The organism is Actinoplanes flavus, assembly GCF_017592555.1.
In the GTDB taxonomy this organism is placed as follows: Bacteria; Actinomycetota; Actinomycetes; order Mycobacteriales; family Micromonosporaceae; genus Actinoplanes; species Actinoplanes flavus.
On record NZ_JAGFNS010000049.1, the window covers coordinates 22,245 to 44,466 of the forward strand.

Here is a 22,222-nt window from a genome sequence, read left to right on the forward strand (position 1 = left end):
CCCTTTCGCTGATGGCGGCCGTAGATGCGGCGCTGTCTCCTGCTTGCCGGACATGATCAGCGGTGACCGTAGGCTGGGGGCCGTCACGAGCAGGCCGTACGCAGGGAGACATCGTGGAGACCCCGTGGGATCAGGCGTACGACATCGCACGGGGCGCCGCCGATCCCCTGCCCGGCCGGATCGTGCCCGTGGAGCAGGCGCTCGGTCAGATGCTCGCCGGGCCGGTGCGGTGTGTGCGGCCGGTGCCGGCGTTCGACAACGCGGCGATGGACGGTTACGCGGTCGCCGGCGACGGACCGTGGACCGTTCGGGGACGTGTGCTCGCCGGTCACGCCGCCGGTGAGCCGCTGAATTCCGGTGACGCGGTCGAGATCGCGACCGGGGCGCCGGTGCCGGGCGGGGCCGAGGCGGTGCTGCCGTACGAGGAGTGTGCGGTGACCGCGGGCGTGGTGCACGCGGTGCGCGGGCGGCGGGCGCACATCCGGCGGGCCGGGGACGCGCTCGCCGCCGGGGCGGTGGTCGTTCCGGCCGGGCGGGTGGTGACGGCCACCGTGGTCGCGGCCGCCGTGCAGGCCGGGGCGGAGACGGTGTTCACGCATCGGCCGCCGGCCGTGTCGCTGCTGGTCACCGGCGATGAGGTGATCACCAGTGGGGTGCCGGGGCCGGGTCAGGTGCGGGACAGTTTCACCGGGCCGGTCGCGGCCGTCGCCACCCGGGCCGGTGGCCGATTCGAGGGCGGCCGGCATCTGCCCGACGACCCGGACCGGCTGGCCGCCGCACTCGCCCGGTCCGGCGCGGAGGTGATCGTGGTGAGTGGATCGTCCTCGAAGGGTGCCGCCGATCACCTGCACACGCTGCTGGCCGTGGAGAAGGCGACCTGGCTGGTGCGGGGCGTGCGGTGCCGTCCCGGGCACCCGCAGGGCCTGGCGGTGCTGCCGGACGGGCGGTTCGTGGTCAGCTTGCCGGGGAACCCGTACGCCGGCCTGGTCGCGGCCTTGACCCTGCTCGAACCGCTGGTGGCGACGCTGGCCGGACGCCCGCCCGGCCCGCTGCCGACCGCGGCGGTGACCGGCCGCACCCGGCTGATGCCCGGCGGTGTCCGCGTCGTTCCGGTGGCCGGTGGCCGCATCGCGGGCCCGGGCGGGTCGGCGGGCCTGCACCTGGCCGCCACCGCCGACGCCCTGGCCGTCCTGCCCGACTCCTGGACCGACGGCGCCCGCGCCTCGCTGCTCGCCCTGCCCTGAAAATCCGGGTGAGAATCCGCGCCGGATGCGTTTAGGATCGTCGGCAGCGGTGGGCGGCTCCTCGCGGCGCTTCCTTCTTCACCAGCCATTTAACAAAAAATGCCCCGTAGCATCGCGGCTTCCCGCCCACCGCTTCACCTCAGCCGTGCCAGCGCGGCACCTCCTGACAGGGGTGCAGGTCGCCGTCGTCGGTGGCGTGCGAATTCTGGACGGCCACCTCGGTGCCGAAGTCGAGATAGTCGCGCAGCGCCGTCCGGGTGCGGGAGTCGCCGGGCAGGCCGGTGCGGTCGGCGGCGGCCAGGAAGAGGTCGATGAAACGCTGCCGCTGATCCTCACGGATCTTCTTGCCGCGATGCGCCTCCAACAGCGCCGGAAAACCGCCGAGATCATCGGTGTACGTGGTGGGCCCGCCGAACACCTCGGCCAGGAACGCGGTCAGATGGTCGACGTGTTCCGGGTGCCCGTCACCGAAGAGCGGGTGCAGGAGCGGGTCGGCGAGAACGGTCGGATACCAGTCGGCGACCAGACGGTGCAACACCTCGCGGCCGCCGACATGTTCGTACAATGTGGTCTCAACGCCGGTCATGATTACACCATTACACAACCGTTGAGCGGCGGCAATGCCGTAGGTTGGGTGGCATATACATCATCGATGACCCCCACGTGCCCGCTCGTCTCCAGCGCTTCCTGCGGGCCCGCTCACGCCGCCGTCCACGAACGAGCGAGCCGGCGATCCGGTCCTCGCTCCCGGCCGGCGACCTCCTCGAGGCGATGGTCCGGTTCGAGGACCGTTACGGCGGCCTGACCTACCCCGTCCTGGGCGGCAACGACATGGAGTACGGCCTGGACGGCCCCCCGTCGGTCCATGTCACCCCGTTGGGCCCGGCCTTCCACGGGATCCTGGACGGCGACTGGACCTGCGGCCTGAGCGTCCTCGCCGACGGCCGTACCGGCATGGGTCCGGGGCGGTGGCCGTTCCGTGTCATCGACCGGTCCGTCGACCAGCGCCTGGAACGGCATGCCCTCGCGGTCGAGGTACGCGGCTGGTTCCATCGCACGTTCGAGTGCCGAACTCCCCCGCTCGTCCCGCCGGTGGCCGACGAGAGCATGCTGCCGCCACCGGCGCCCGAGGCCACCGGCCCGGCCGAGTGGTGGTGGCGTTCCGAGGACGTCGCGGTCCAGGCCACCCTGAGCGGATGGCCCCCGGACCGGGACCGATGGACGATCCGCTACTTCGCCCGCACCCCGCGACAGGCCGCCGAGGCGAATCCCACGATCTACGCGGCGACCGCCCACGAGACGGTCCCCGCGGTCCTGTGCACCCTGTGCCGCCAGGCCGTCGAACCGGGCAGGACCTGCCCGGGCTGAGTCAGCCGTCGAAAAGTGGCGCCTCGGCAGGACACGCGCTCCGGCCGGCGTGGTGGGCGCGGATCAGTTCCGGCGCTTCACCGGCAGCCACAAGGCGAACTCCGGGACGAGCACCTCGGTCAGGTCGCTGCCGAACACACAGATCGTCTGCTCCCAAGGATGGCCGAACGTTCCCTGCTCAAGATCCGGTGTGACGAACGCATGGTAGTCGCCGTTGGGGAAGGCCGAGATACGCCACGACTGCCCTTCGGCGGCCTGCCGATGAGGCCGGAACCAGTAGGACGTGTGCTGCCAATCCAGAGCGACCAGAGGAAGGTCGGCAGGGAAGACGGCGGTCATGGCGGAGAGAACCTGTTCGTTCAGCGCGTCCTCGTCGGCGGAGAAGCCGCCGGCACGTGGGAAGACAGAACTGAGGTCGAACGTCACCGAACCGGCCGGCTCCTTGATCGCCGGCCATGTGGCGGGGTCCGTCCCCGGACGGAAGTGGAACCGGTCGTGGAACGGAGTCCAGAACCGTTCATAGTCCCGGATCTGCCGCCACGCATCGTTGTCCCACCCCGGCCCCTTCACGAGACCGATCGTCGCATCCCGGCCCGCTTCGATCACCCGCAACGACGGGCCGCAGTACCCGAAATCATCGCCGCCTGAACAGCTCGGCATCCGGAGACGCGGCATAGCTGAGAATCTTCTCCGGCGTCATCCGGATCCAGGCCGTGGCCCACGCCGGCTCCCGCCCGTACCGGGCCGCAGCGCTCGCCACCTCGGCGGCCGCACTGTCCATCACTTCGGCGGGCCCCTCCAGCATCACCACCGCATGGTCCGATCCGTCACCCCGCATGACCACCAGCGATGCCCATGGATGCACTGCAAGGTTGGCCAGCCGGACCGCACCGCTGATCGTCGGAAACCAGACGGCCTCATCCTGCAGGACCAGACTCGTCGGCGCGGCATGAGGACGGCCATCCACCCTCGTCGTGGCCAACACCCCGTAGGCACCCGGGTGAAGCATGACGGCCAACTGAGCGCCGCTCATGCGGTTCTCTGCCGGGAACGACGAGGTCGTCGCGGGTGTGGCCCGGTCGAAGGAACGCGCCTGTACCTCGGCAAGCCACGCCTCATCAGCAGTCATGTGACGATCGTTGTGGTTGAAGCGGGGTTCAGGTCAAGTCACCGTCACCTCTTCTCGCTTACGATCCGGCGCATGGTTGTACGTGGCACTCAGGACTCGAGTCAGGCATGGCGGGATCTCGCTGCGGACTACGAACGGGCACGTACGCGGGAGGACTCGCTGGACCGGCTGGTGGAGTGGCCGGCCGAGCGAGACGTTCTCGGTGACGTTACGGGATGCTCGATTCTGGACCTGGGCTGCGGCAGCGGAGGCAAGCTCGCCGAACTCGTCGGTGACGGTGCGGGCGCGTCGGTCGGTGTCGACGTCGGGGGGAAGTTCATCGCCACCCCGCCACCGGGCGTCGAATTGATCAAAGGTGACCTGTCCGATCCAGGATCGTTGCCGGAGCTGAGCGGTCGTACGTTCGATCGGATCTTGTTCCTGCAGTCGTTCGGCTACGCGAAGGACCCGGTGCACACCCTGCGTGCGGCCAGGGCGATGCTGAACGAGGGCGGATTCATCCTGCTCACGAGAACTCATCCGATCCGGTACGCCGTCGAACGTGCTGAGCAGAACGGCACCACGCTGGGTGAGGAGTACTACTCCAAGGTCGACTACACCTATCGCACCAGCTGGAACGAGCACATCGCACTGACGAAACGCACCTACACCATGTCTGATCTGCTGAACGTGTTCAGCGCGGCAGGACTGTGGATCGAGACTGCTGCCGAGCCCAACCTCGACGAGGAAGCCGCGCGTCGATACCCGCACAAGCAGGCATGGATGAACAAGCATCTGGGCATCCTGATCTTCAAACTGCGGCCGTTGAACTCGCATTGAGGCAATCTCGGCGGTCCCGTGTCCGCTGTTGATTGATGTTCGTTGTTGCGGCCATGGCACGCGGATCAGCTCGCTCGTCGGCCGGTTGATCACTGCCGGGCAGTGGCAGCCCGGCGACCCCGACATCCTGATCGTGTTCGACGCCGGCTACGAAGCCCCACGTATCGTCTGACTGCTCCGGGATCTGCCGGTCGAGGTCCTGGGCCGGATGCGCTCCGACCGGGTCCCGCGCCGGGCGGCCCCGCCCCGGGTCTACAGCCCCGAGGGCGGTCGGCCGGCCAAGCACGGCGGGAAGTTCACCTTCGGCGACCCGGCCACCTGGGGCGCCGAGGACGCGGTCACCGTGACCGACACCCGCCGCTACGGTAAGGCCCCAGCCCAGGCCTGGGACCGGCTGCACCCGAGGCTGACCCACCGCGCCGACTGGACCGAACACGAGGGCCCGCTGCCGGTCATCACCGGGACCGTCGTCCGGTTCACCGTCGAGCAGTCTCCCGAGCCGGGCGGGCCGAAGCCGGTCTGGCTGTGGTGGTCCAAAACCGACGCCACTCCCCCGATGTCGATCGTTGCCGGCAGACATTCCTGCGCAGATTCGACATCGAACACACGTTCAGAATGATCAAGCAGTCCCTCCGCCGGCCCGTTCCGCAGCTACGGGTCCCAACTGCGGCCGACTTGAACCTGGCCGCGCACACTCAGCAACGCCTGGCTCGGTCCTCGGCCGAGGACCTGCGCCGCCCGTGGGAGCGTCCAGTCGCACGGCAGCGATTGACTCCGGCCCGGGTTCGGCGGGGGTTTCGGAACCTACGCGCGACCAACTCCACGCCAGCGCGTGCACCGACAGCCGGACGACGCGCTGGAGATCTTTACCGACCGCCGGGACCGGTGAACCGAATCTGACTTGCGGCGATTCATAAAGTAAAGGTCCACGACGAGGTGGATGGGCAGCCGCTGCAGTCCGTCCCGGTGGTCCCGAGAACGGGGCGGGTGGCAGATGGGACGGATGGGCCGCACCTCGAACTGGCCACTTACGCGACATATGTCAGACGGGTCCGCCGACATCCGGATCTAGCCGATGTGAGTGCATGCGAAGGCGTTTAATGTGAGCGATTGTCCGTTACTTCTACATCAGTTCGGGCGACATCCGAGTCTGCTGGCGGTTTGAACGACTTCTGACTATCCCGGCGTACATATCGCACCTCCTCTAAGGAGTCGGCGATCCTCATTATGATCGGATAAAAGACCAGCAGCGCCATTGCGGCAACGATAGTTACTCCTGTGAAATTTTCACCCACCGTCCCTACGTAATGCCCTTGCAAGCGGTACACAGCGATGCCCTCCGCAGGGATGCAGGCGAACATCACTGTTGTCCAGATGCCGGCCGCTAGACCTCCGATAAGTCCGCTTCGGCCAGTCCGCCACTTGTCAGATTTTCTGCCATGCTTTCGCAGTAGGAAAGCAAGCATATACCCCCGCCCCTGCTCTGAGGAGGCGCGATACTCAAGCGTTGCGGCGAGCGCCAATACGGGGATTGTCTGGGCGGCGGTGGCGGCAAATGATTCGGACATGGCCATGGAATAATTATGAACGATGGGCGCAAGCCTCAATTCGCCGGATCGGGCATCGTCAACACCTGCAAAATATGCACTCTCATGCCGCGAATCCGCACGCGTCGAGCCTTCGACTTGGACCGGAGCATCTGTCACGGTGCGCCGCGTATGCGAGGATGCGGCGTGATCTCTTGGGCGCAACGCCGAGTCTGCTGGCGTTTCGGGGTCAAGCCGCTTCTCCCAGGCCATGGAACGATGATCGGTGTCGGTTTGAGCCGCAGCTCAGAGCTGCTGCCGCTCAATGCAGTCCGTCACCCTCCGGTCGGGCAGTCCAACGGTTGGTACGTATGGCGAGGCGGGCCGGCACCACAGAACGACGACTTCTTTAGCCCAATCCACGTCGAGCACGCCAAGAGTCACTTTCCCGAGCTGGTGGCCTACCTGGCTCTCCCACCTGGCATCGGCGTCATCCTCGCTCCAGGCCACGAGGATGTTTGGCACGACGAGGCGTTTCTCGAGCCGTGATCCTCTGACCGTGGCGGCTTACTCTCCTGCCGCCGAGCGCTCATCACGCACGGTGATGCCCGGTCGTGCCGATGTGAGTGCGTCTTTCGCCGCAGCACGATCTCACTGAAAAATATGGGTGAAAGCGTCACTCCTCCAACACCAGATTTCGACCTGATTCCCCGGCATCGTTGTCCTGCCGCCTGCCTCGCCAGCACCTGACACCCTTCACCTTGCGTTGCGCCGGTACGAGTACCGCATAATGCAGGCATGCGTCACGGATCGGGAGAGTGGGGCTGGAAGTACGTCCCGAATGGCCCTCACCGAAGTCGCGGAAGAGATCTACCCACATGTGCCGGACAGGTCTACCACTACGTATACCGGCTCCATCCACCCGAGAACAGCAGCTACGAGCGGTGTATGACCACGTCGTGGTGCTCACTGTGCGGCGAGTGAGGTGATCTCAGCAAAAGAAGGGCGTGCCGCCTGACCGACACGGGCATATCGGGATAGGCCGGGCGATGCTGGAAACAGGCGTGGAGCCATCGATAGACATGTTCTTGCGACAGAGACAGGTCTTCGAGAGGGCTCCACGTGATCGGTTATCTTGCCATGCTCGACGTGCCCAGGGAACTCGTGCGTCACCTCGCCCAACTGCTGGCCGTACAGCGGCGCCTACTCGGGACACGCCGCCGGACACGGGCGCTGACCTGCTACTACCAGGCGCTGATGATTCTGATCTGGTTCCGCAAGGCCGAGGACACGACCCTGCTCGGCGCAGGCTTCGGCATCTCCCGGGCGACCGCATACCGCTACATCGCCGAAGGCGTCGCGGTCCTGGCCGCACAACGCCCCGACCTACATGACGCCCTGCAACGGGCCGCCGACGACGGCTGGGCCTTCGTCATCCTGGACGGCAAACTGTTCGACAGCGACCGTCTGGCCGAGACCACCACCAGCGTCAAAGGCAAAACAATCGACGCCTGGTACTCGGGGAAGCACCGCGACTTCGGCGCGAACATTCAGGCGATCATGAATCCGGTCGGCCTTCCCATCTGGACCGCCGAGGCGATGCCCGGTCATCTCCACGACCTGAGCTGCGCCCGGGAACTCGGCGTCACCGCCGCCCTGAACTGGGCAGCCGCCGAACTCGACCTCTCCACGCTTGCCGACGCCGGCTATGAAGGAGCAGGTCACGGCATCAAGACCCCGACCCGGCAACCCGCCGATGGCAAACCCCTCGCCGTCGCTAACCGCGCCGTCAACCGGCTGCTGCGCGGCCTGCGCTGGCAGGGCGAACGGGGCTTCGCGATGCTGACCGGCCGGTGGAAAGCACTACGGCACAGCACCATCAGCCCGACCAGAATCGGCGACGTCGTCACAGCCGCACTCCACCTCACGCACTTCGAATATCGGCATCTATCCGAAAGTCGCTGAGATCACCTCAGTGTACGGATAGTGTCGGATTCGTCAGTCGGAACACCGAACTTTTGGACGCTCTCGCGGGCTTACCAGAACACGAACGCGAACAGGTGGAACGCAGTCCCAGAAAGATCCGCACTTACCTGAACGACCTAGTCCGACGTGGGCTCTGGCCTCCGGCCCCCTCGGCACCACCGACTGAATCAACAAAGAAGACCCGATCCACCCGCAAAGCAGGCCGCCGCCCTTACCCGCCGTCACCTACCGAGTGGAACTAGATCTGCCCCGCTCGGCCCCGTATGTGGGCAAGATTTGAGATTACTCATTTGCCGCAGAGAACGCGTGCTTGGCCCTCTATCTATGCTTGCCGGCCCCGCTGTAGTCACCCGCGATGAGCCACGAGCTCGCCGTGTTCGATCGTGACCGCTACGCCGGTTCTAGCGGTTAGGGCCTGGCTGAGCGCGGTGTCCGCGGCCGCGGTGCCTTCCGCCGGCGGATGAATGTATTGCCCTATCACGGCGACGCCATCGAAGTCGATGCTGAAGGAGGCCGCTCCGCTGATCTTGAAGTTGTGGAACTCGCCGGTGGCCGACTCGATGGCGAAGATCTGGTTGGTGGCCCGTTCGAGGTCAGCCATGCTGTATTTGCGCTGCTGGACGGAGATGGGGATGTGCCGGCGCCTGGCCTCATCGATGATCTGCCGTTGTACCGGGTCGGGCGGCCCGTGCCATACCAGGACGACGGAGCCGTCGACCGGCTCGTTGTTGATACTGGTGACGTAGCCGCTGGTCTTGATACCGGGCAGGCCTTCGGTCCAGCCCCTCAGATCGACGAGCTGGTCCTGGAGGTGCCAGAACGCCGCGTCGAAACTCGTCGCGGCGGCATCAGGCTGCTTGAGAGTCGGCTCGCTGTGCGCGGCCGTCGCAACGTGCGCTGCGATAACACCGATGATGGCCGTGAGGACAACACCTGCGGATATCAGGAATCGGCGGCGCACAGTCAGGCCGGCATCGAGCTTCATGCCGGCCGGTGACTCGTCCGGGCTCGCCGACTCAGGATGTGCCGGGCCGGCATTGTGGAAAGTCATGTCGCTCCTTCGATCGGCCCAGGCGCAGTCGATCGGGATGGTAGCGCGGGTTGCGTTAATCCGTTACGGCGCGTTTAGTGCGCCGATGCCGTAACCGGACGTCAATGCTTATCCGCCGTTGTAGATCCACCGGACTGGTTTGCAGGTGTAGGCGAACAGCCGATAGCGGCAATCGCTCACCCTGCTGCCAAGAAGGCATATCCGACGGAGCGTGTACCTCAAGGCCGCCTCGACTCATTTCCGCGAGTCACACACTACTGAGGGTGACGGAATGGTTACCTGCCAAGTAGGCGGATTCGCCGAATTGCGGACGCTGTTTCGGATGGCGTGGCCGGGTTGTTCAGCTCCGTCGTCGACTGCGTACCGCTGCCGGGTGAGCTGGTGTGTCGTCACCCGGCAGCGGCGGTTACGCCGTCAGCCGCGCCTGGTGCAGGATTGCGGCTAGCTCGATCGGTCGGCTGAGCATCGGCCAATGCCAGGTCGGCAGTTCCTCGTAGCGCCACCCGTCGCCGGCCATGTGGCGGCACAGCGGCAGTGTCGCGGCCATCCCCTGCGCCTGCGCGGCGGTGAAGCTCGACAGCACGCCGAGTCTGGGCAGCTTCTCCCACGCCCCGGTCAGCCGGACCGGGGCGGTGGCGGTCGCCCACGGCTGGTCGACCGACCGCGCCCGCAGCAGCTCGACGATCGAGTCATCCACGTCGGGCACGCCGGCGGCCAAGTCGGCCCAGGGCGGCGGCGGCAGCCGCCATCCGTCACCGTGGTCGGCCACCAATGCCGCGTTGCGTTCGCGCTCGTCCGGCGGGGTGAACTCGACCTGGGCCACCCCGTCGGGCAGCGGGCCGGTGTCGACATAGATCAGCTGGGCGACGCGGTCGGTGACGCGGTCGGCGGCCGCGGTGACGACGATACCGGCGTAGCTGTGCCCGACGAGGACCACGTCGTGGAGGTCCTCGTAGCGCAGGAGGTTGACCACGTCGCTGACGTGGACATCGAGGTCGGTGTCGGGACGGGCCAGGTGAGCGCGCTCCCCGAGGCCGGTCAGGCTGATCGGGTACACGTCGTGGCCGCGCCGGCGTAGTTCAGCGGCCGTCGAATGCCAGGCCCAGGCGCCGAGCCAGAACCCGGGGACCAGTACGAATGTCGTCATGCACGGCACGCTACGGTCAATACCGGACAGCTTCCGCCCGAATGAGGAGAACTTTTTGGCCAGGCCGACAGCGCGGGTACTGGCCCTGCTGGAGATCCTCCAGTCGGGCGGCGCATTCAACGTCGCCGACCTGGCCCGCCGGCTCGGCGTCGACGAGCGCACCGTCCGCCGCTACGCGACCCACCTCCTCGACCTGGGGATCCCGGTCGAGGCGCGCCGCGGCCGCTACGGCGGATACCGGCTCGCGCCCGGATACAAGTTGCCGCCTCTCATGCTCACCGACGAGGAGGCGGTCGCCATCGTCCTCGGCCTTGCCGCCGGGCGCCGCGCGGGACTCGTCACAGCCGACCACGCGGCCACCGAGAGCGCCACCGCCAAGCTGCGCCGGGTATTACCAGCCGCCCTTGCCCGCCGCATCGACGCCCTACTGGCCACCATGGACGTCACCGGACCGGTCCGGCAACAAGCCCCACCCGGCATCGAGGTGCTGCTGGTGCTCGCCGAAGCGGCCCGCCACCGACACCCGGTACAGCTGGCTTACACCACCTGGCATGGTCGCTCCAGCGAGCGCGGCCTCGACCCGTACGGGCTGGTCTTCCACAACGGCCGCTGGTACGTCACCGGTCGCGACCACGCCAGCGGATCCGCGCGGACCTTCCGACTCGACCGCATCGGCGCCATCCGCGCCACCGACGGTACGTTCGAGGTGCCGGCCGGGTTCGATCCCACCGGACACGTCCTTGCCGGCCTGGCCTCGGTGCCCTACGCCCACGACGTCTCGGTCCTGCTGCACACCAGCCTCGCCCAGGCACGGCGGCGGATCCCTCCCTCGGTCGGCACACTCACCGAGGTCGCCAACGGAGTGCGGCTGACCGCCCGAGCCGAACACCTCGACGGCGCCGCCCAGATGCTGGCCGGGCTCGGCTGGCCCTTCACCATCGAACGGCCCGCCGAACTCAAAGCCGAGGTGCGCGCCCTAGCCTCTCGCCTACTCACCCACGCAGACGCAGGCGAGTAGGCGGCCACAGCGGCCCGTCGACGTCGGTAAGCCGGGCAGTTTGAAACATCCGCTCTTGCCGCCGATCGGGCACTCGGCGCGTCGTTCAAGCTGGTCCGGACGCTCGTCCTTATCCACGGGCAAGGCGCGTAAGCGGGCCGCCGTTCCCCCGGCATTCGCCGGAAGAGGTCTACCGGCTGCTCGACGCAGACGCTGAGGCCGCAGAGTCCGACCTCCCATGGCAGCTCCAGTCGATGAGGTGGGACCCGATCAACGACAACGTGACGAGCTACTCATATCTGGACGGCGACGAGTTGGTCATCGTCTTCGGATTCTGGCGCGAAACGCACCCCTTCCCCGACGACCTGGGCAAGGTCTTCGTGGCGAAGATCCCGCCGGACGAGTTCGCCGACGTGGTCGACGGGGCAGCCAATTTCTGAATGCCGACCTCCAGCGGTAGGGCGTAACGACGTGACCGGCAGGAACATCCGGATCTGTCGCTGTCCGCGCTTCGGCTGGCCTCCACGTTGAAACCGACCTTCGGCGCTGCCGATGGTCGCCTCGCCGGGGTATGCGGCATGGTCGTACTCTCAGGAGCCCGATCGTAGGAGGCATGAATGGGATTGTCAGGCCGGGCCTGCCCTGACTGTGGTCGCAGTGTCCGCGAGCCGTTCGAGAAGACGGTCACTGGGCGCGAGGTGTGCCCGGACTGCGCGAACGCCCTGTTCATGGGCTCGGCGACAGGTGTGATCACGGGAGATGCCGGGTCCGGCTACGGGGTCTGGGCGATGCTCATGCGCAAGATTCGGCGCTCCGGCTGAGCGGGACGGGATTTCTGGCGGCACAGCGACAACGTGATCGCGAGATAAGTAGCCGATGAGGGTCCGCGCGAAGACCGAGCTGGCTTTCCCGCGCGCGCGGAGGTATGGCGTGCTCACCGGCGCAGCGGAGTCATACGATAGCGCTGGGGAATTCCAGATTTGATTTCGTTCGCTCGATGAGGTCATCGCCGTGGCAAATATAGAGTTTGGAAAACATGGGCGGATATTGGAGGGATTCTACGAGAATTACTTCGTGCAGCTGCGCAACGATCTGGATGGCACCGGAGGATTTCTCATCCTCATCGTAGATGAGCTATCCGCACCCACGGACGGTGGTGATTACTGGGTCGAGGATATGTCGGCGCTGGAATCGTTCATAGAATCTTCTAAGTGGCAGATCGAGTGGGGCGAGTAATGGCCCTTGGGGTGCATCCACATCCGACACGCTCACGTGCCGCTGTCCGGGCGGCGCGTCCGCTTCTCGTAACGGCGGCCGAATTGGCGGATGTGCCGCATCTGCAAGGCATCCATGCGCGAACACACCCGTGATGTCCAGCCGGGTGCCGAGGGCCGGCTGTCGGCATCGTAGGCCGACATGCGGCGGGCCGGTCGGGGAACGCCTGCTGTTAGTCCGCGGCACGTGCGCCTTCCAACGATCGTTGCCGCTGCGCTGCTCATGTCGGTGAGCCTCGCCGGTTGTGGGCTCTTTCAGAGCGAGGAGGACGAGGAGATCGAACGCCTGCTCGACGAGAGCGCGGAGATCACGGTCTTCGTCCGTAGTGACATCACGCCGCAGCAGAAGACTGACATCGAGGCGCGTCTGCGCGCGGTCCCCGGCATGACCGACGTTGCCTTTGAGGACCACGAAGCGGCCTATGCGAGGATGAAAAAGCTATTCGCCGATGAGCCGGAGGAGACGCCCGACATCGAACCCACCGACCTACCGGAAAGCTTCCTCGTGAAGATGAAGGACCAGGCCGCGGTGCGTAACGTCCGGGATTCCCCGATCCACGGTGCGCTGAATGCCCTGCCCGGGGTCTCTGAACTGGTCATCCGTTGCACCACGGTGGACGAGTGCAAGGAGAACATGCGCCGTAGGGACTCACCTACTCCTTCGGTGTCGTAAGCACGGCCAGCAGATCAGCACCCGAAGAGCGGAATGCGATCAAGCTCGGATGCGCGCCGCGTTCCACGCACGCCAGCTGGATTAGCCGATGTGCAGCACGAGCATCTCGTCGTCGGAAAGCCTCGCGATGCTGTCACGCAGCAACGACAGCGTCTCTTCCATCGTGTGGCGGGCTTCTTCGTCGTCGAGTGCCAACTCGATCGGGCCGTCGAGCAGATCAGCGGGTTCGTAGGCGGTCGGGTCGAGGCGGCGGAGGAAGGCCTTGGCGTCGCTGGTGATCAACGAGGTGTGGTCATGATCCGCGTTGGTGGCCTCGGATATTTCATGCAGACCTGGGCCCCTCGCCACGGTGGCGTCGGCGAGCAGGCAGGTGGGTGGTCCGGTCCGGCTCGGCGAGTTCTTTTCGGGGTTCGGGACGGACGACCTCCAGCACCTCCTCCGAGAGCGGTTCGTCGAGGTGGGGCCGGCAGTCGTGCGGAACGAAAAGTCCGCGGGGACCGAGCGGCATCTCGTCGCGCTGGTGGAAACGCCGCTACTTGATCAACAGCGGTAGAGTGCCCGCCATGCGCGCGCTCGCCGACCTGATCGACACCGAGGATTCCGCCTGGCCGGAGGTCCTGAACGCCGTCGCGGGCGCGCCCTGCCCGGTGACGGTTCTCCCCGCCGACCAGGGCCGGGCGGACGCGGAGCTGGAGCGGCTGCAGGTGACGACCCGGTCGTGGCTGGGCGCGGTCGTGCACCGTACCGGTGGGCTGGTGATCGACCACGGCTGGTTGCGCGTCTTCGGTTCCGGCAGCGCCGGCGACCGGCTGGCGTCGCTCGGCGAGATGAACCCCACCGACGGCCCGCTGCTGGTCGGCGTGGACGTGCTGGGCGGCCGGTTCGCGTGGGGCGCCGACGGCGGAACGCCGTCGATCCGCTATTTCGCGCCGGACAGCCTGCGCTGGGAGGACCTGGAGATCGGGTACGGGCACTGGCTGGCCGCGATGCTCGGCGGCGCGACGGCGCAGTTCTACGCGGACCTGCGCTGGGACGGCTGGGCCGAGGAGGTCGCCGCGTGTGGCCTGGACCAGGCGATCTCGCTGTTCCCGCCACCGTGGACCGTCGAGGGCAAGGACCGGAACGCGGTCTCCCGCCGGCCGGTCCCGATGGCCGAGGCCCTCTCCCTCCAGGATCTCTGATGCGCCGCGTCTGGCTGGTTCTCGCCGCGCTCGTCGCCACGACCGGCCTGGCACTCGGTGCCGCGGTCTGGTTCGGTGTCCCCCTGGACGGCGGCCCGCTACGGCAGATCCCGCTCGGTCAGCCGGTCAGCGTGACCTTGCCGGAACGCGGCGCGATGTTCTGGGTGACGACCGAGGGCGGCCACGTCAGTTGCGATGTCGTGGGCGCCCAGCCGGAGCGGGGCCTGTCCATGCTGGGGCTTCCCGATCAGAGCCTTTCGGTACGGGCGGACGGCCGGACCTGGCACGCCGCCATGCTGCTGACCGCTTCCCCGCCCGGCGACTACCTGCTCACCTGCACCTCGAACGAGACGGCTCTGGCCGCCGCCGAGGCCCCACTGGTTCGCGACCTCTCGACCAGGGCCGTCGCGCTGCTGGCAGCGGCGGTGCTGACCGTCGCCGGCCTGGCGGCAGCCGCGATCGTGGCCCTGCGCCGCGGCGTGTCCGGCCGCGGCTGGCCGTCAGCGCTGCCCGAAGCGGCCCGCGACAGCTCTCCCGACCAGCCGCGTTGATCAGCGGCCGGTGGGGCCGTCGACGAGTTCGCGCGGGACGCCGGCGTGCCGGACGGTTTCACCGGTCATGAGGGCGATCACCCGGCGGAGCGCACGGGGCCCGTCGTTCACCGGAGGTCACGCTGGTGAGCGCGCCGAAGGGCACCGCAGCCGCACGGTGCGTGGCGTGTTGTCCTCGGGCTTGAGCGGCTCCGTGAACTCGGCGAAGGCGACCCGTGTCGCGGTGCTCCGGTCGACGACGGACACCTGGAGCAGGTGCTCGTCGACGAACTCGTTCAGGCCCTCGCCGATCTCGACGTTGGCGAGGACGTAGAACGGCTTGGCCGGATCGCGTACCGAGATGGTGAAATCGGTATTCTTGCGGGCCGGGTAGAGCGAGTTGATCGGGGCGTCGAAGGCGTGGGGAGCGGCCATGGTGCTTCTCCTCGTCCGGAGACTGTGGTCGACCGGCAGACCACACCCGGCGGCGCTCACCGGGCTCTTGATCGGCGTGTCGCCCCTCGCGTGTCGGTTGGGCGACAGACCCTGGTGCGGGCCCCTCGGGGCCGGTTACGCAGAGGCGACCGAAGGAGACCCCGATGGAGCCGAACGAGACGGCCGCGCTGGTGCAGCGGGCGGCCGCCGGTGACAGTCGCGCCTGGGAGGAGCTGGTCAGGGCGTACGCGGGGCTGGTCTGGTCGGTCGCGCGGGCGCACCGGCTCGGTTCCGCCGACGCCGAGGACGTGGCGCAGACGACGTGGGAGCGGTTCGCCCGGTCGCTGGACGCGATCAAGGAGCCGGAGCACGCGGGCGCCTGGCTGGCGACGACGGCGCGGCGGGAGTCGCTGCGGGTGCTGACCGCCCGCAACCGGGTGACGCCGACCGGGGATCTGGCGTGGACCGGGGCGTCGCCGGCGGCCGAGGACGTGGTGGTCGCCGGCGACGAGGAGGTGCGCCGGGCGGAGCTGGCCGGCCGGGTGTGGCGGGCGCTGGACCGGCTCGGTGACGCCTGCCAGCAATTGTTGCGGGTGCTGATGGCCGAGCCGCCTCCCTCGTACGCGGAGGCCGCCGCCGCCCTGGACATGCCGATCGGGTCGCTGGGCCCGACCCGTCACCGCTGTCTGGAGAAACTTCGCCGGCTCGTGGATGTATCAGAGGCGCGGGGGCGTGCTCATGAGTGACATGGAACTCGACACCGTGCTACGGGGGCTGATCGCCCGGGCGGATCCGATGCCCGAAGCGGTGGAGCGGTACGCGCTCGCGGCGTTCGCGTTCCGTACGGCCGACGAGGACTTCGCCGATCTGGAGTGGGACTCGTTGATCGACGCCGAGACGCTGACCCGGGGACCGGACGACACCAGGATGCTGGTGTTCGGTCCGGCCGGCCCGGACGGCGTTCGCATCCATCTGGGGGTGACCCGCACCGCGGGCGGGTTCGAACTGGACGGGTCGGTCGAGCCGGCCGGTCACACCGAGGCCGAACTGCTCCACCATGGGGGCACCGTACGCCGGCCGATCGACAGCGCGGGCAGGTTCGATGTGGACCTGCCCGCGGTGAGGTCGTTCCGGGTACGGCTGCGGGGCGCCGCCACACCGGTCGTCACCGGATGGGTGGCGATCGGCTGACGCCGAGAGAGCGAGAGAACAATGCCCGAGCCGACCGAATTCCCGAATCCGTGGCAATTCGATCCACGTATCCGACAGAGCGGCAACGTCTACTACATGGCCGACGAGATTCTCGTCGCGACCCCCGACGTGGGGGTGGTCCAGGGGGAACTGGAGAACGAGCTGGGAGCCCGCCGCCCTGGGGTGGCGGGCCGCAGCATGTCCCGGGTGACCCGGTTCGTCCTGCCCGGCGCCGGTGACGGCCGCGGGCGGCGTTCCTCGCTGGACGCGCCGGCGATCGTGCGGCGGCTGCGGAACCGTCCGGACCGTCCGCGGGTCGGTCTGAACCACGTCTTCGCCGGCAACGGGATCTTCACCGGCCAGCCGAAGCTGCACGGGGGCGCCGGCACGGACCCGCGGCCCACCCCTCACCCGCTTCCCGCGCCGGAGGCCCCGGTGGAGGGCAGCCGTCCGGTGAAGGTGGCGATTCTGGACACCGGCATGGATCCGGCATCGCTGGCGCTGCCGATCTTCGCCCAGCATCCGTTGCACGGCACGCACGAGCCGGACACCGTCTACGAGAACCCGGCGACGCGGGCGATCAGCCTGATGGGCGGGCACGGCACCGCGGTGGCCGGGATCGTGGCCCGGTACGCGCCCAACGCCGAGCTGACGTCGATCCAGGTGCTGAACCAGTTCGGTATCACCGACGAGCTGAACCTCACCGCCGCGATCGGGCGGGCGGCGGCGGCCGGGGCCGAGATCATCGTCATGTCGCTGGGCGGCGCCCTGCTGCCCGAGGAGAGCGTCGACGAGCTCGCCACCATGTTCGACGTTCTGCCGCCCGGGACGGTGCTGGTCGCCGCGGCCGGCAACACCGAGACGGAGATCGAGGACTACTTCCCGGCCCGGGCCGGCCGGGTGACCTCGGTGGCCGCCATCGACACCACCGGCGGTCAGAAGGTTCCGGCGTCGTTCAGCAACTCCGGGGACTGGATCACGGCGTGCGCGCCCGGCGTGGGGGTGCACTGCGCGTACCCGGCGGGCACCTGGAACTACACGGCCGGCGGGGTGCCGGTCGTGTCGAACGGTTACATCGCCTGGAGCGGCACCTCATTCGCGGCGCCCTATCTGGCGGCCCGGATCGCGGCCGGCACCATGGAGAACGGGACGGCCGCGGACGCCGCGGAGAAGCTGAAGGCCGGGCTGACCGGCGGGTTCCGGCGGTACGGCGGCTTCCTGGACGCGCCGCCGGACTTCCTGGCGCCCTAGCCCGCGCCGTAACACACGAAGGCCGCCGCGGCCGGATCGTCGGCCGCGGCGGCGTCCTGTGCGGCGGCCAGCGCGGCCGCCGGACCCCGCCCGGCCCGGAGCTGTTCGTGCAGGCGGAGCATCACCTCGAGGGTGGCGCCGTCGCGGACCGGCGCGACCGTGGCGATCACCGACCGGGCGCCCATCGCGAGCAGCGCCGCCGCGAACCCCATCAGCTCGTCGCCGCGGTGCACGGTGGACAGGCCGGAGTCGCAGGCGGACAGCACCACCAGACCGGGTGGGCGGCGCAGTGTCTCCAGGTCGTAGGCGGTGAGCGGCCCGTCGCCGAGCCGCAGCGCCGAGAACTGCGGATTGTCGGCGCGGAAGGTGCCGTGCGCGGCGATGTGCACCCGGCCGGCGCCGTCGATGGCCCGCAGCACCCGGGTCACGGCGGCGTCCGGGCCGGTCAGTGCCGGAACTCCGGGATAGCTGGTGGACAGCGACCCGATCTCGTCGGCGGCGCCCGGCAGGCCCGGCCCGGCGACCAGCACGGTCCGGTCGCCGGCCGGAACCGTGGTGACGGCGCGTTGCCAGGCCGCCGCGCTGGGCGCGACCGTGATGGCGCGATCCCGGCAGCCGGGCAGCATCCGCCACGGCACGCCGTGCAGCCGCCCGGACGGCACGATCACCAGACCGGCGTCGCCGATCCGCGCCCGCAGCGGCCCGAACAGCATCCGGTCCAGCCGTTTCGCACCGGACCGCACCGGCAGGTCACGCACCGCCATCCGGTGCAGCGCGAACCGCAGCGCGCGAACCTCGGCGTTGATCTGTTCGACCGGCCCCAGCTCGTGCCGGCTCAGCCGCCCGCCGGCCAGCACCACGGCGTGCAGCGTGCCGGCCACGGTGATCAGTTCGATCAACGCCCGGCCGGCCAGGTGGGTGGTCAGGGCGGCGGGGCCGGTTCCGGCCGTGGGCGCCACGCTTCCTCCGGGCCGGGTACGCCGTACGCGCTCGCGAATCGACCGTTCCAGCTGGGTCTGGCGCTGGCTGTGCCGGCGCGCGTCGCGTCCTTCGGCGAGCGCCTGTTCCCGAACGGCTACGACCGCCCGCAGTTCGGCGATCTCGGCGGCCAGCCGTGGGTCGGCGGGCGGCCGGGCGGGGCGCAGTTGCTGGGCGGCGGCCCGGCCGCGTTCGGCCCAGGTGAGCACGTCCCGCGCCGACCCGTCCGCCACCGCCAGCGACAGGGCGGTGGCGACCAGGTCGAGGCCGTGTTCGGCGGCCCGCACCCGCAGTTCGGTGGCGCCGAGGGTGAGCCGGTGCTCGTCGAGCGCCCGCAACCCGGCCCGCAGTGCCGCCTGGGCGCCGCGCCGGTCACCGGCGGCGATCCGCAGCAGCGCCTCGGCGTGCCAGGCGCTGACCCGCTGGGCGGCCGGACCGCCGGACCGGGCCCGCCCGGCCTGGCGCAGCAGTTCGGTGGCCTGCTCGGTGCGGCCGGCGGCGAGCGCGCAGCGGGCGGCGATCAGGGTGGCGTCGGCGGCCGGGGTGGCCCACCCGGCGGTACGCAGTTCGGCGGCGGCGGCCAGCGCGGCCCGCAGCACGGCCGGCCCGCGCTGGCCGGCCGCCCAGTCGGTGCGCAGCAGCATGTAGCGGGCCACCGCCGCCCAGCCGGGCCGGTCCTGCTGGTCGAAGGCGCGCCCGGCCAGGCGGGCGGCGTGCCGGGCGGACTCCAGGTCGTCGCAGGCCAGCGCGGCGGCGGCCAGCAGCAGGCGGGCCTCGGCCAGGTCGGCGGTCATCCGGCGGCGGGCGAGTTCGGCGACGGCGGCGGCCGCCACGTCCCGCGCCTCGTCGTGCAGTCCCGCCGAGAGCAGCACGTCACACCGGTCCATCATGATCATCGCTGGGGACAGGTGGTGGGCGGTGTAGTGCTCCTCGGCGGCGTCCAGGTGGGTGAGCGCCGTGACGATCCGGCCGGCGCGCCCGGCCGCGAAGCCCCGGTTCCAGCGCACGTCGGCGACCGCCAGATCCTGCTCCAGCTCGCGGTAGAGCTGTTCGGCGCGAACCAGGTCGGCCTCGGCGGCGTCCGGCCGGCCCCGGTACGCCTGGAGCACGCCCCGGTTGTTCAGCAGCTTCGCCTCCCACAGCAGGTCGCCCTCCCGCCGGAAGACGGTCAGGGCGCCGCCGTACTCGCGCAGGGCGGTCTCCAGCAGGCCCTGCCGCTGGGCGACCAGTGCCAGCTGGTGGCGCAGCCGGGCCGCTTCGAGTCCTTCCAGGTGCGCCGCGGCGGCCTCGCCCAGGCGTACCGCTTCGAGAATGTCGCCCTGGTCGGCCCGCACCAGGGCGAGCGTCATCCGCGCCCGGGCCGCGTAGACCGGAAGCCCGGCGCCGTCGGCGACGGCGACCGCCCGCCGCAGATGCCGGGCCGCCGAGCGCACGCTGTGGGTCTCCCGGCCGGCCAGGCCGAGGACCCGTTCGGCGGCCGACTCGGCCGCGGCGTCCCCGGCCCGGCGCGCGGCGGCCCGGACCCGCAGCGCCGTGGCCCGCGCCCGCCAGGGGTCGGTGGGTACCAACCGCATGGCGGTGCCCGCCTCGTCTTCCAGATCACGTTCCCGCACTGTGGACTCCCGCCGCTCGGTCCTTACCAGACACTTAAGTAGGCGGCGGACGCAAGGACATTTAGGGTAGCCTCCCGATGATCATTTCAGCGCTGTAGAGGAGTCGTCCGTGCCCGTGCCCGCCCTGGTGGCCGCGGCTTGGCGCCGTGCCGCCGAGCTGGACTTCCCGATGTCCTGCGAGGATCCGGCCGGCCCGCTGCTCGCCACCCTCGCCGCCGCGGTCCCGTCCGGCGGCCGGATCCTGGAGCTGGGCACCGGTGCCGGCGTGGGCACGGCCTGGCTGGTCAGCGGCCTGACCGGCCGCACCGACGCCACGGTGACCACGGTGGAGCTGGACGCCGGCCTGGCCGCCGCGGTCCGGGCCGCGGACTGGCCGCCGTTCGTGGAGATCCGGACCGGCGACGCCGGAGCTCTGCTGCCCACCCTGGGCGCCTTCGACCTGATCTTCGCGGACGCGCTGGCCGGCAAATGGGAGGGCCTCGACCTGACCCTGGCCGCCCTGTCCCCCGGCGGCGTCCTGATCGTCGACGACATGGACCTGGCCCGCTACCCCGAACCGGAACACCGGGTCGCCGTCACCCGGGTGGAGGAGGCCCTGGCCAACCACCCGGACCTGGTGTCGGTCCAGCTGCCGGCCGGCTCCGGCTTCACCCTCGCCACCCGCCGCCACCCGGGACAGTAGATCAACCGCTGAGCGGCTGATCTTCTCAGCCGGCGACCAGCTCGTCGATCAGACTGTCGGCAAGCCTCTGGGTACGGGCCTCCGTATGATCCAACGCGATCACGACCATACCGGCACGCTGCGCGGGCAACCGGGCGATCTGGGCGCTCAGACCCGCCCACAAACCTCCGTGGCGGTGCAGCGGGAAACCGGCCCGGGTCAGCACGTCGACACCCCAGCCGTACGGGATGGGCGTGCCGTCGTCGAGCCGGCCCGCCGTGTGCAACAGGCCGGAAACGCCGAGCTCGTCGTTCGCCAGGGCCTCGTTCCAGCGCATCAGGTCGGCCGCCGTCGACCAGACGCCGCAGTCGCCCAGCGACAGCGGCGCCGGGGAGCCAACCTCGGTCGGCGTGCTGCCGGGCGGGAACGGATCCGGGCCGGGCCAGTATCGGGTGGCGGCCATGCCGATCGGCTCGAACAGGCGCGAGCGCGCGAAGTCGGGGAACGGTACGCCGGCGATACGCTCGACGATGACCGACAGGCAGGTGTAGCCGGGGTTGCGGTAGCTGAACACGGTTCCCGGCGTGCTCTCCAGGGTCTCGTGCCCGCCCAGTTCGGCCAGCATGCCGGGGACGGTCCGGTCCCGCCCGGCCTTCTTGAGCGCGAAGAACTCGCCGGCCTCGGGCAGTCCGCCGGTGTGGTGAATCAGATGCCGCACGCGGACGGTGGCCGCCCACGCCGGAAGCTCGGGGATCCATTCGGCCAGGGCCGACTCCACATCGAGCTTTCCCTGCCGCACGAGCAGCGCCACGCACGCGGCCGTGATCTGCTTCGACACCGATGCGACGCAGGCCGTCGTGAACGGCTCGCCGTGGCTCACGTACACCGGCGGCGCGTCCCCGTGCCGCAGGCCGACCACGACCCGGTCGCCGGCGCCGTACCCCGCCGACTCGATGAGCGCGGCGGCCCGCTCCGGAAGCCCTCGATCCACCGGCCCAGTATTGGAAGCGGCCGCGACCCTGTACACCGAATTACTGAGCCTTTGAGGTCAGGGTCAGGGTGGTGCCAGTCCGCTGGTGGCGAGGAATCCGAAGGCGAGGGTGGGCCGATACTGCATGCGTTTGAGTCGGTTCTTGGCGATGCGGAGTAGGTCGTCGATACCGCCGGG

Annotated in this window: 25 protein-coding genes and 1 pseudogene; 16 read left to right on the forward strand and 10 right to left on the reverse strand. The window is 69.3% G+C overall.

The window, feature by feature from the left end:
- Nucleotides 1-113: 113 nt before the first annotated feature.
- Complete coding sequence (locus tag J5X75_RS46300) at nt 114-1,244, forward strand: molybdopterin molybdotransferase MoeA (protein WP_208473203.1); 1,131 nt, start codon at nt 114-116, stop codon at nt 1,242-1,244.
- 139 nt (nt 1,245-1,383) lie between these two features.
- On the opposite strand, the gene J5X75_RS41425 is transcribed toward J5X75_RS46300, so the two are convergent.
- Entirely contained in the window at nt 1,384-1,830 is a 447-nt protein-coding gene (locus J5X75_RS41425) for a group II truncated hemoglobin (protein WP_208473204.1), read from the reverse strand.
- Between the two features lie 77 nt (nt 1,831-1,907).
- Here J5X75_RS41425 and J5X75_RS41430 point away from each other — a divergent pair, with 77 nt between their 5' ends.
- Nucleotides 1,908-2,612 carry a hypothetical protein gene (locus J5X75_RS41430; RefSeq protein WP_208473205.1) on the forward strand — a complete coding sequence of 235 codons (705 nt, stop codon included), beginning with the start codon at nt 1,908-1,910 and terminating at the stop codon, nt 2,610-2,612.
- Nucleotides 2,613-2,675: 63 nt separating this feature from the next.
- On the opposite strand, the gene J5X75_RS41435 is transcribed toward J5X75_RS41430, so the two are convergent.
- Together J5X75_RS41435 and J5X75_RS41440 are read right to left on the reverse strand one after the other, a co-directional pair.
- A complete protein-coding gene (locus J5X75_RS41435) occupies nt 2,676-3,287 on the reverse strand; it encodes a DUF2716 domain-containing protein (protein WP_208473206.1) in 612 nt (203 codons plus the stop codon).
- Nucleotides 3,247-3,741: a pyridoxamine 5'-phosphate oxidase family protein gene (locus tag J5X75_RS41440; protein WP_208473207.1), complete on the reverse strand. Its 495-nt coding sequence runs from the start codon at nt 3,739-3,741 to the stop codon at nt 3,247-3,249. The genes J5X75_RS41435 and J5X75_RS41440 overlap by 41 nt, the downstream gene beginning before the upstream one ends.
- On the opposite strand from J5X75_RS41440, the gene J5X75_RS41445 reads away from it, so the two are divergent.
- Both J5X75_RS41445 and J5X75_RS46305 read left to right on the forward strand, forming a co-directional pair.
- Nucleotides 3,742-4,560 (forward strand): class I SAM-dependent methyltransferase, encoded by an 819-nt coding sequence (locus J5X75_RS41445; RefSeq protein ID WP_208473208.1) that lies wholly within the window; start codon nt 3,742-3,744, stop codon nt 4,558-4,560.
- A 61-nt stretch (nt 4,561-4,621) separates the two neighbouring features.
- Nucleotides 4,622-5,454 (forward strand): annotated as a pseudogene (locus tag J5X75_RS46305) (transposase); the annotation flags it as partial.
- Nucleotides 5,455-5,657: 203 nt separating this feature from the next.
- Here the strand turns inward: J5X75_RS46305 and J5X75_RS41455 are convergent.
- Nucleotides 5,658-6,359 carry a hypothetical protein gene (locus tag J5X75_RS41455; protein ID WP_208473209.1) on the reverse strand — a complete coding sequence of 234 codons (702 nt, stop codon included), beginning with the start codon at nt 6,357-6,359 and terminating at the stop codon, nt 5,658-5,660.
- 6 nt (nt 6,360-6,365) lie between these two features.
- Here J5X75_RS41455 and J5X75_RS41460 point away from each other — a divergent pair, with 6 nt between their 5' ends.
- Nucleotides 6,366-6,635 (forward strand): immunity protein Imm33 domain-containing protein, encoded by a 270-nt coding sequence (locus J5X75_RS41460; RefSeq protein ID WP_208473210.1) that lies wholly within the window; start codon nt 6,366-6,368, stop codon nt 6,633-6,635.
- Between the two features lie 573 nt (nt 6,636-7,208).
- Nucleotides 7,209-8,051 carry a transposase family protein gene (locus J5X75_RS41465; RefSeq protein WP_208473211.1) on the forward strand — a complete coding sequence of 281 codons (843 nt, stop codon included), beginning with the start codon at nt 7,209-7,211 and terminating at the stop codon, nt 8,049-8,051.
- Nucleotides 8,052-8,418: 367 nt separating this feature from the next.
- Here the strand turns inward: J5X75_RS41465 and J5X75_RS41470 are convergent, their stop codons facing one another.
- Together J5X75_RS41470 and J5X75_RS41475 are read right to left on the reverse strand one after the other, a co-directional pair.
- Nucleotides 8,419-9,123, reverse strand: a complete 705-nt coding sequence (locus J5X75_RS41470; RefSeq protein ID WP_208473212.1) for a hypothetical protein — start codon at nt 9,121-9,123, stop codon at nt 8,419-8,421.
- Between the two features lie 406 nt (nt 9,124-9,529).
- Nucleotides 9,530-10,270 carry an alpha/beta fold hydrolase gene (locus J5X75_RS41475; protein WP_208473213.1) on the reverse strand — a complete coding sequence of 247 codons (741 nt, stop codon included), beginning with the start codon at nt 10,268-10,270 and terminating at the stop codon, nt 9,530-9,532.
- A gap of 55 nt (nt 10,271-10,325) precedes the next feature.
- Here J5X75_RS41475 and J5X75_RS41480 point away from each other — a divergent pair, with 55 nt between their 5' ends.
- The 4 genes from J5X75_RS41480 to J5X75_RS41495 all read left to right on the forward strand — a co-directional run bounded on the left by J5X75_RS41480 (nt 10,326) and on the right by J5X75_RS41495 (nt 13,214).
- Nucleotides 10,326-11,288, forward strand: coding sequence for a helix-turn-helix transcriptional regulator (locus J5X75_RS41480; protein WP_208473214.1), 963 nt, complete (start codon nt 10,326-10,328; stop codon nt 11,286-11,288).
- Between the two features lie 233 nt (nt 11,289-11,521).
- Entirely contained in the window at nt 11,522-11,707 is a 186-nt protein-coding gene (locus tag J5X75_RS41485) for a hypothetical protein (RefSeq protein WP_208473215.1), read from the forward strand.
- A 634-nt stretch (nt 11,708-12,341) separates the two neighbouring features.
- Nucleotides 12,342-12,503, forward strand: coding sequence for a hypothetical protein (locus J5X75_RS41490; RefSeq protein WP_208473216.1), 162 nt, complete (start codon nt 12,342-12,344; stop codon nt 12,501-12,503).
- 225 nt (nt 12,504-12,728) lie between these two features.
- A complete protein-coding gene (locus J5X75_RS41495; protein WP_208473217.1) occupies nt 12,729-13,214 on the forward strand; it encodes a permease-like cell division protein FtsX in 486 nt (161 codons plus the stop codon).
- An 81-nt stretch (nt 13,215-13,295) separates the two neighbouring features.
- On the opposite strand, the gene J5X75_RS41500 is transcribed toward J5X75_RS41495, so the two are convergent.
- Nucleotides 13,296-13,496 (reverse strand): hypothetical protein, encoded by a 201-nt coding sequence (locus J5X75_RS41500; RefSeq protein ID WP_208473218.1) that lies wholly within the window; start codon nt 13,494-13,496, stop codon nt 13,296-13,298.
- Between the two features lie 281 nt (nt 13,497-13,777).
- On the opposite strand from J5X75_RS41500, the gene J5X75_RS41505 reads away from it, so the two are divergent.
- Together J5X75_RS41505 and J5X75_RS41510 are read left to right on the forward strand one after the other, a co-directional pair.
- Complete coding sequence (locus J5X75_RS41505; RefSeq protein WP_208473219.1) at nt 13,778-14,395, forward strand: DUF2625 family protein; 618 nt, start codon at nt 13,778-13,780, stop codon at nt 14,393-14,395.
- Nucleotides 14,395-14,946, forward strand: coding sequence for a hypothetical protein (locus J5X75_RS41510; protein ID WP_208473220.1), 552 nt, complete (start codon nt 14,395-14,397; stop codon nt 14,944-14,946). The genes J5X75_RS41505 and J5X75_RS41510 overlap by 1 nt, the downstream gene beginning before the upstream one ends.
- A gap of 117 nt (nt 14,947-15,063) precedes the next feature.
- Here the strand turns inward: J5X75_RS41510 and J5X75_RS41515 are convergent, their stop codons facing one another.
- Nucleotides 15,064-15,360 carry a hypothetical protein gene (locus J5X75_RS41515; protein WP_208473221.1) on the reverse strand — a complete coding sequence of 99 codons (297 nt, stop codon included), beginning with the start codon at nt 15,358-15,360 and terminating at the stop codon, nt 15,064-15,066.
- Nucleotides 15,361-15,524: 164 nt separating this feature from the next.
- Between J5X75_RS41515 and J5X75_RS41520 the strand changes: the two genes are divergently transcribed.
- The 3 genes from J5X75_RS41520 (at nt 15,525) to J5X75_RS41530 (ending at nt 17,802) form a co-directional block, all read left to right on the forward strand.
- Nucleotides 15,525-16,106 carry an RNA polymerase sigma factor gene (locus J5X75_RS41520; protein WP_208473222.1) on the forward strand — a complete coding sequence of 194 codons (582 nt, stop codon included), beginning with the start codon at nt 15,525-15,527 and terminating at the stop codon, nt 16,104-16,106.
- Nucleotides 16,099-16,551, forward strand: a complete 453-nt coding sequence (locus tag J5X75_RS41525; RefSeq protein ID WP_208473223.1) for a hypothetical protein — start codon at nt 16,099-16,101, stop codon at nt 16,549-16,551. Before J5X75_RS41520 ends, J5X75_RS41525 begins: the two co-directional genes overlap by 8 nt.
- Before the next feature lie 96 nt (nt 16,552-16,647).
- Nucleotides 16,648-17,802: a S8 family serine peptidase gene (locus J5X75_RS41530; RefSeq protein WP_208473224.1), complete on the forward strand. Its 1,155-nt coding sequence runs from the start codon at nt 16,648-16,650 to the stop codon at nt 17,800-17,802.
- On the opposite strand, the gene J5X75_RS41535 is transcribed toward J5X75_RS41530, so the two are convergent.
- The gene (locus J5X75_RS41535) at nt 17,799-20,393 is read right to left on the reverse strand and encodes a CHAT domain-containing protein (RefSeq protein ID WP_208473225.1); all 2,595 of its coding nucleotides are present in this window, start codon (nt 20,391-20,393) and stop codon (nt 17,799-17,801) included. The two genes, J5X75_RS41530 and J5X75_RS41535, sit on opposite strands and share 4 nt — an antisense overlap.
- A 109-nt stretch (nt 20,394-20,502) precedes the next feature.
- Here J5X75_RS41535 and J5X75_RS41540 point away from each other — a divergent pair, with 109 nt between their 5' ends.
- Nucleotides 20,503-21,075, forward strand: a complete 573-nt coding sequence (locus tag J5X75_RS41540; RefSeq protein ID WP_208473226.1) for an O-methyltransferase — start codon at nt 20,503-20,505, stop codon at nt 21,073-21,075.
- A gap of 25 nt (nt 21,076-21,100) precedes the next feature.
- Here J5X75_RS41540 and J5X75_RS41545 read toward each other — a convergent pair whose 3' ends face one another.
- Nucleotides 21,101-22,045 carry a serine hydrolase domain-containing protein gene (locus J5X75_RS41545; RefSeq protein ID WP_208473227.1) on the reverse strand — a complete coding sequence of 315 codons (945 nt, stop codon included), beginning with the start codon at nt 22,043-22,045 and terminating at the stop codon, nt 21,101-21,103.
- Between the last annotated feature and the right edge of the window lie 177 nt (nt 22,046-22,222).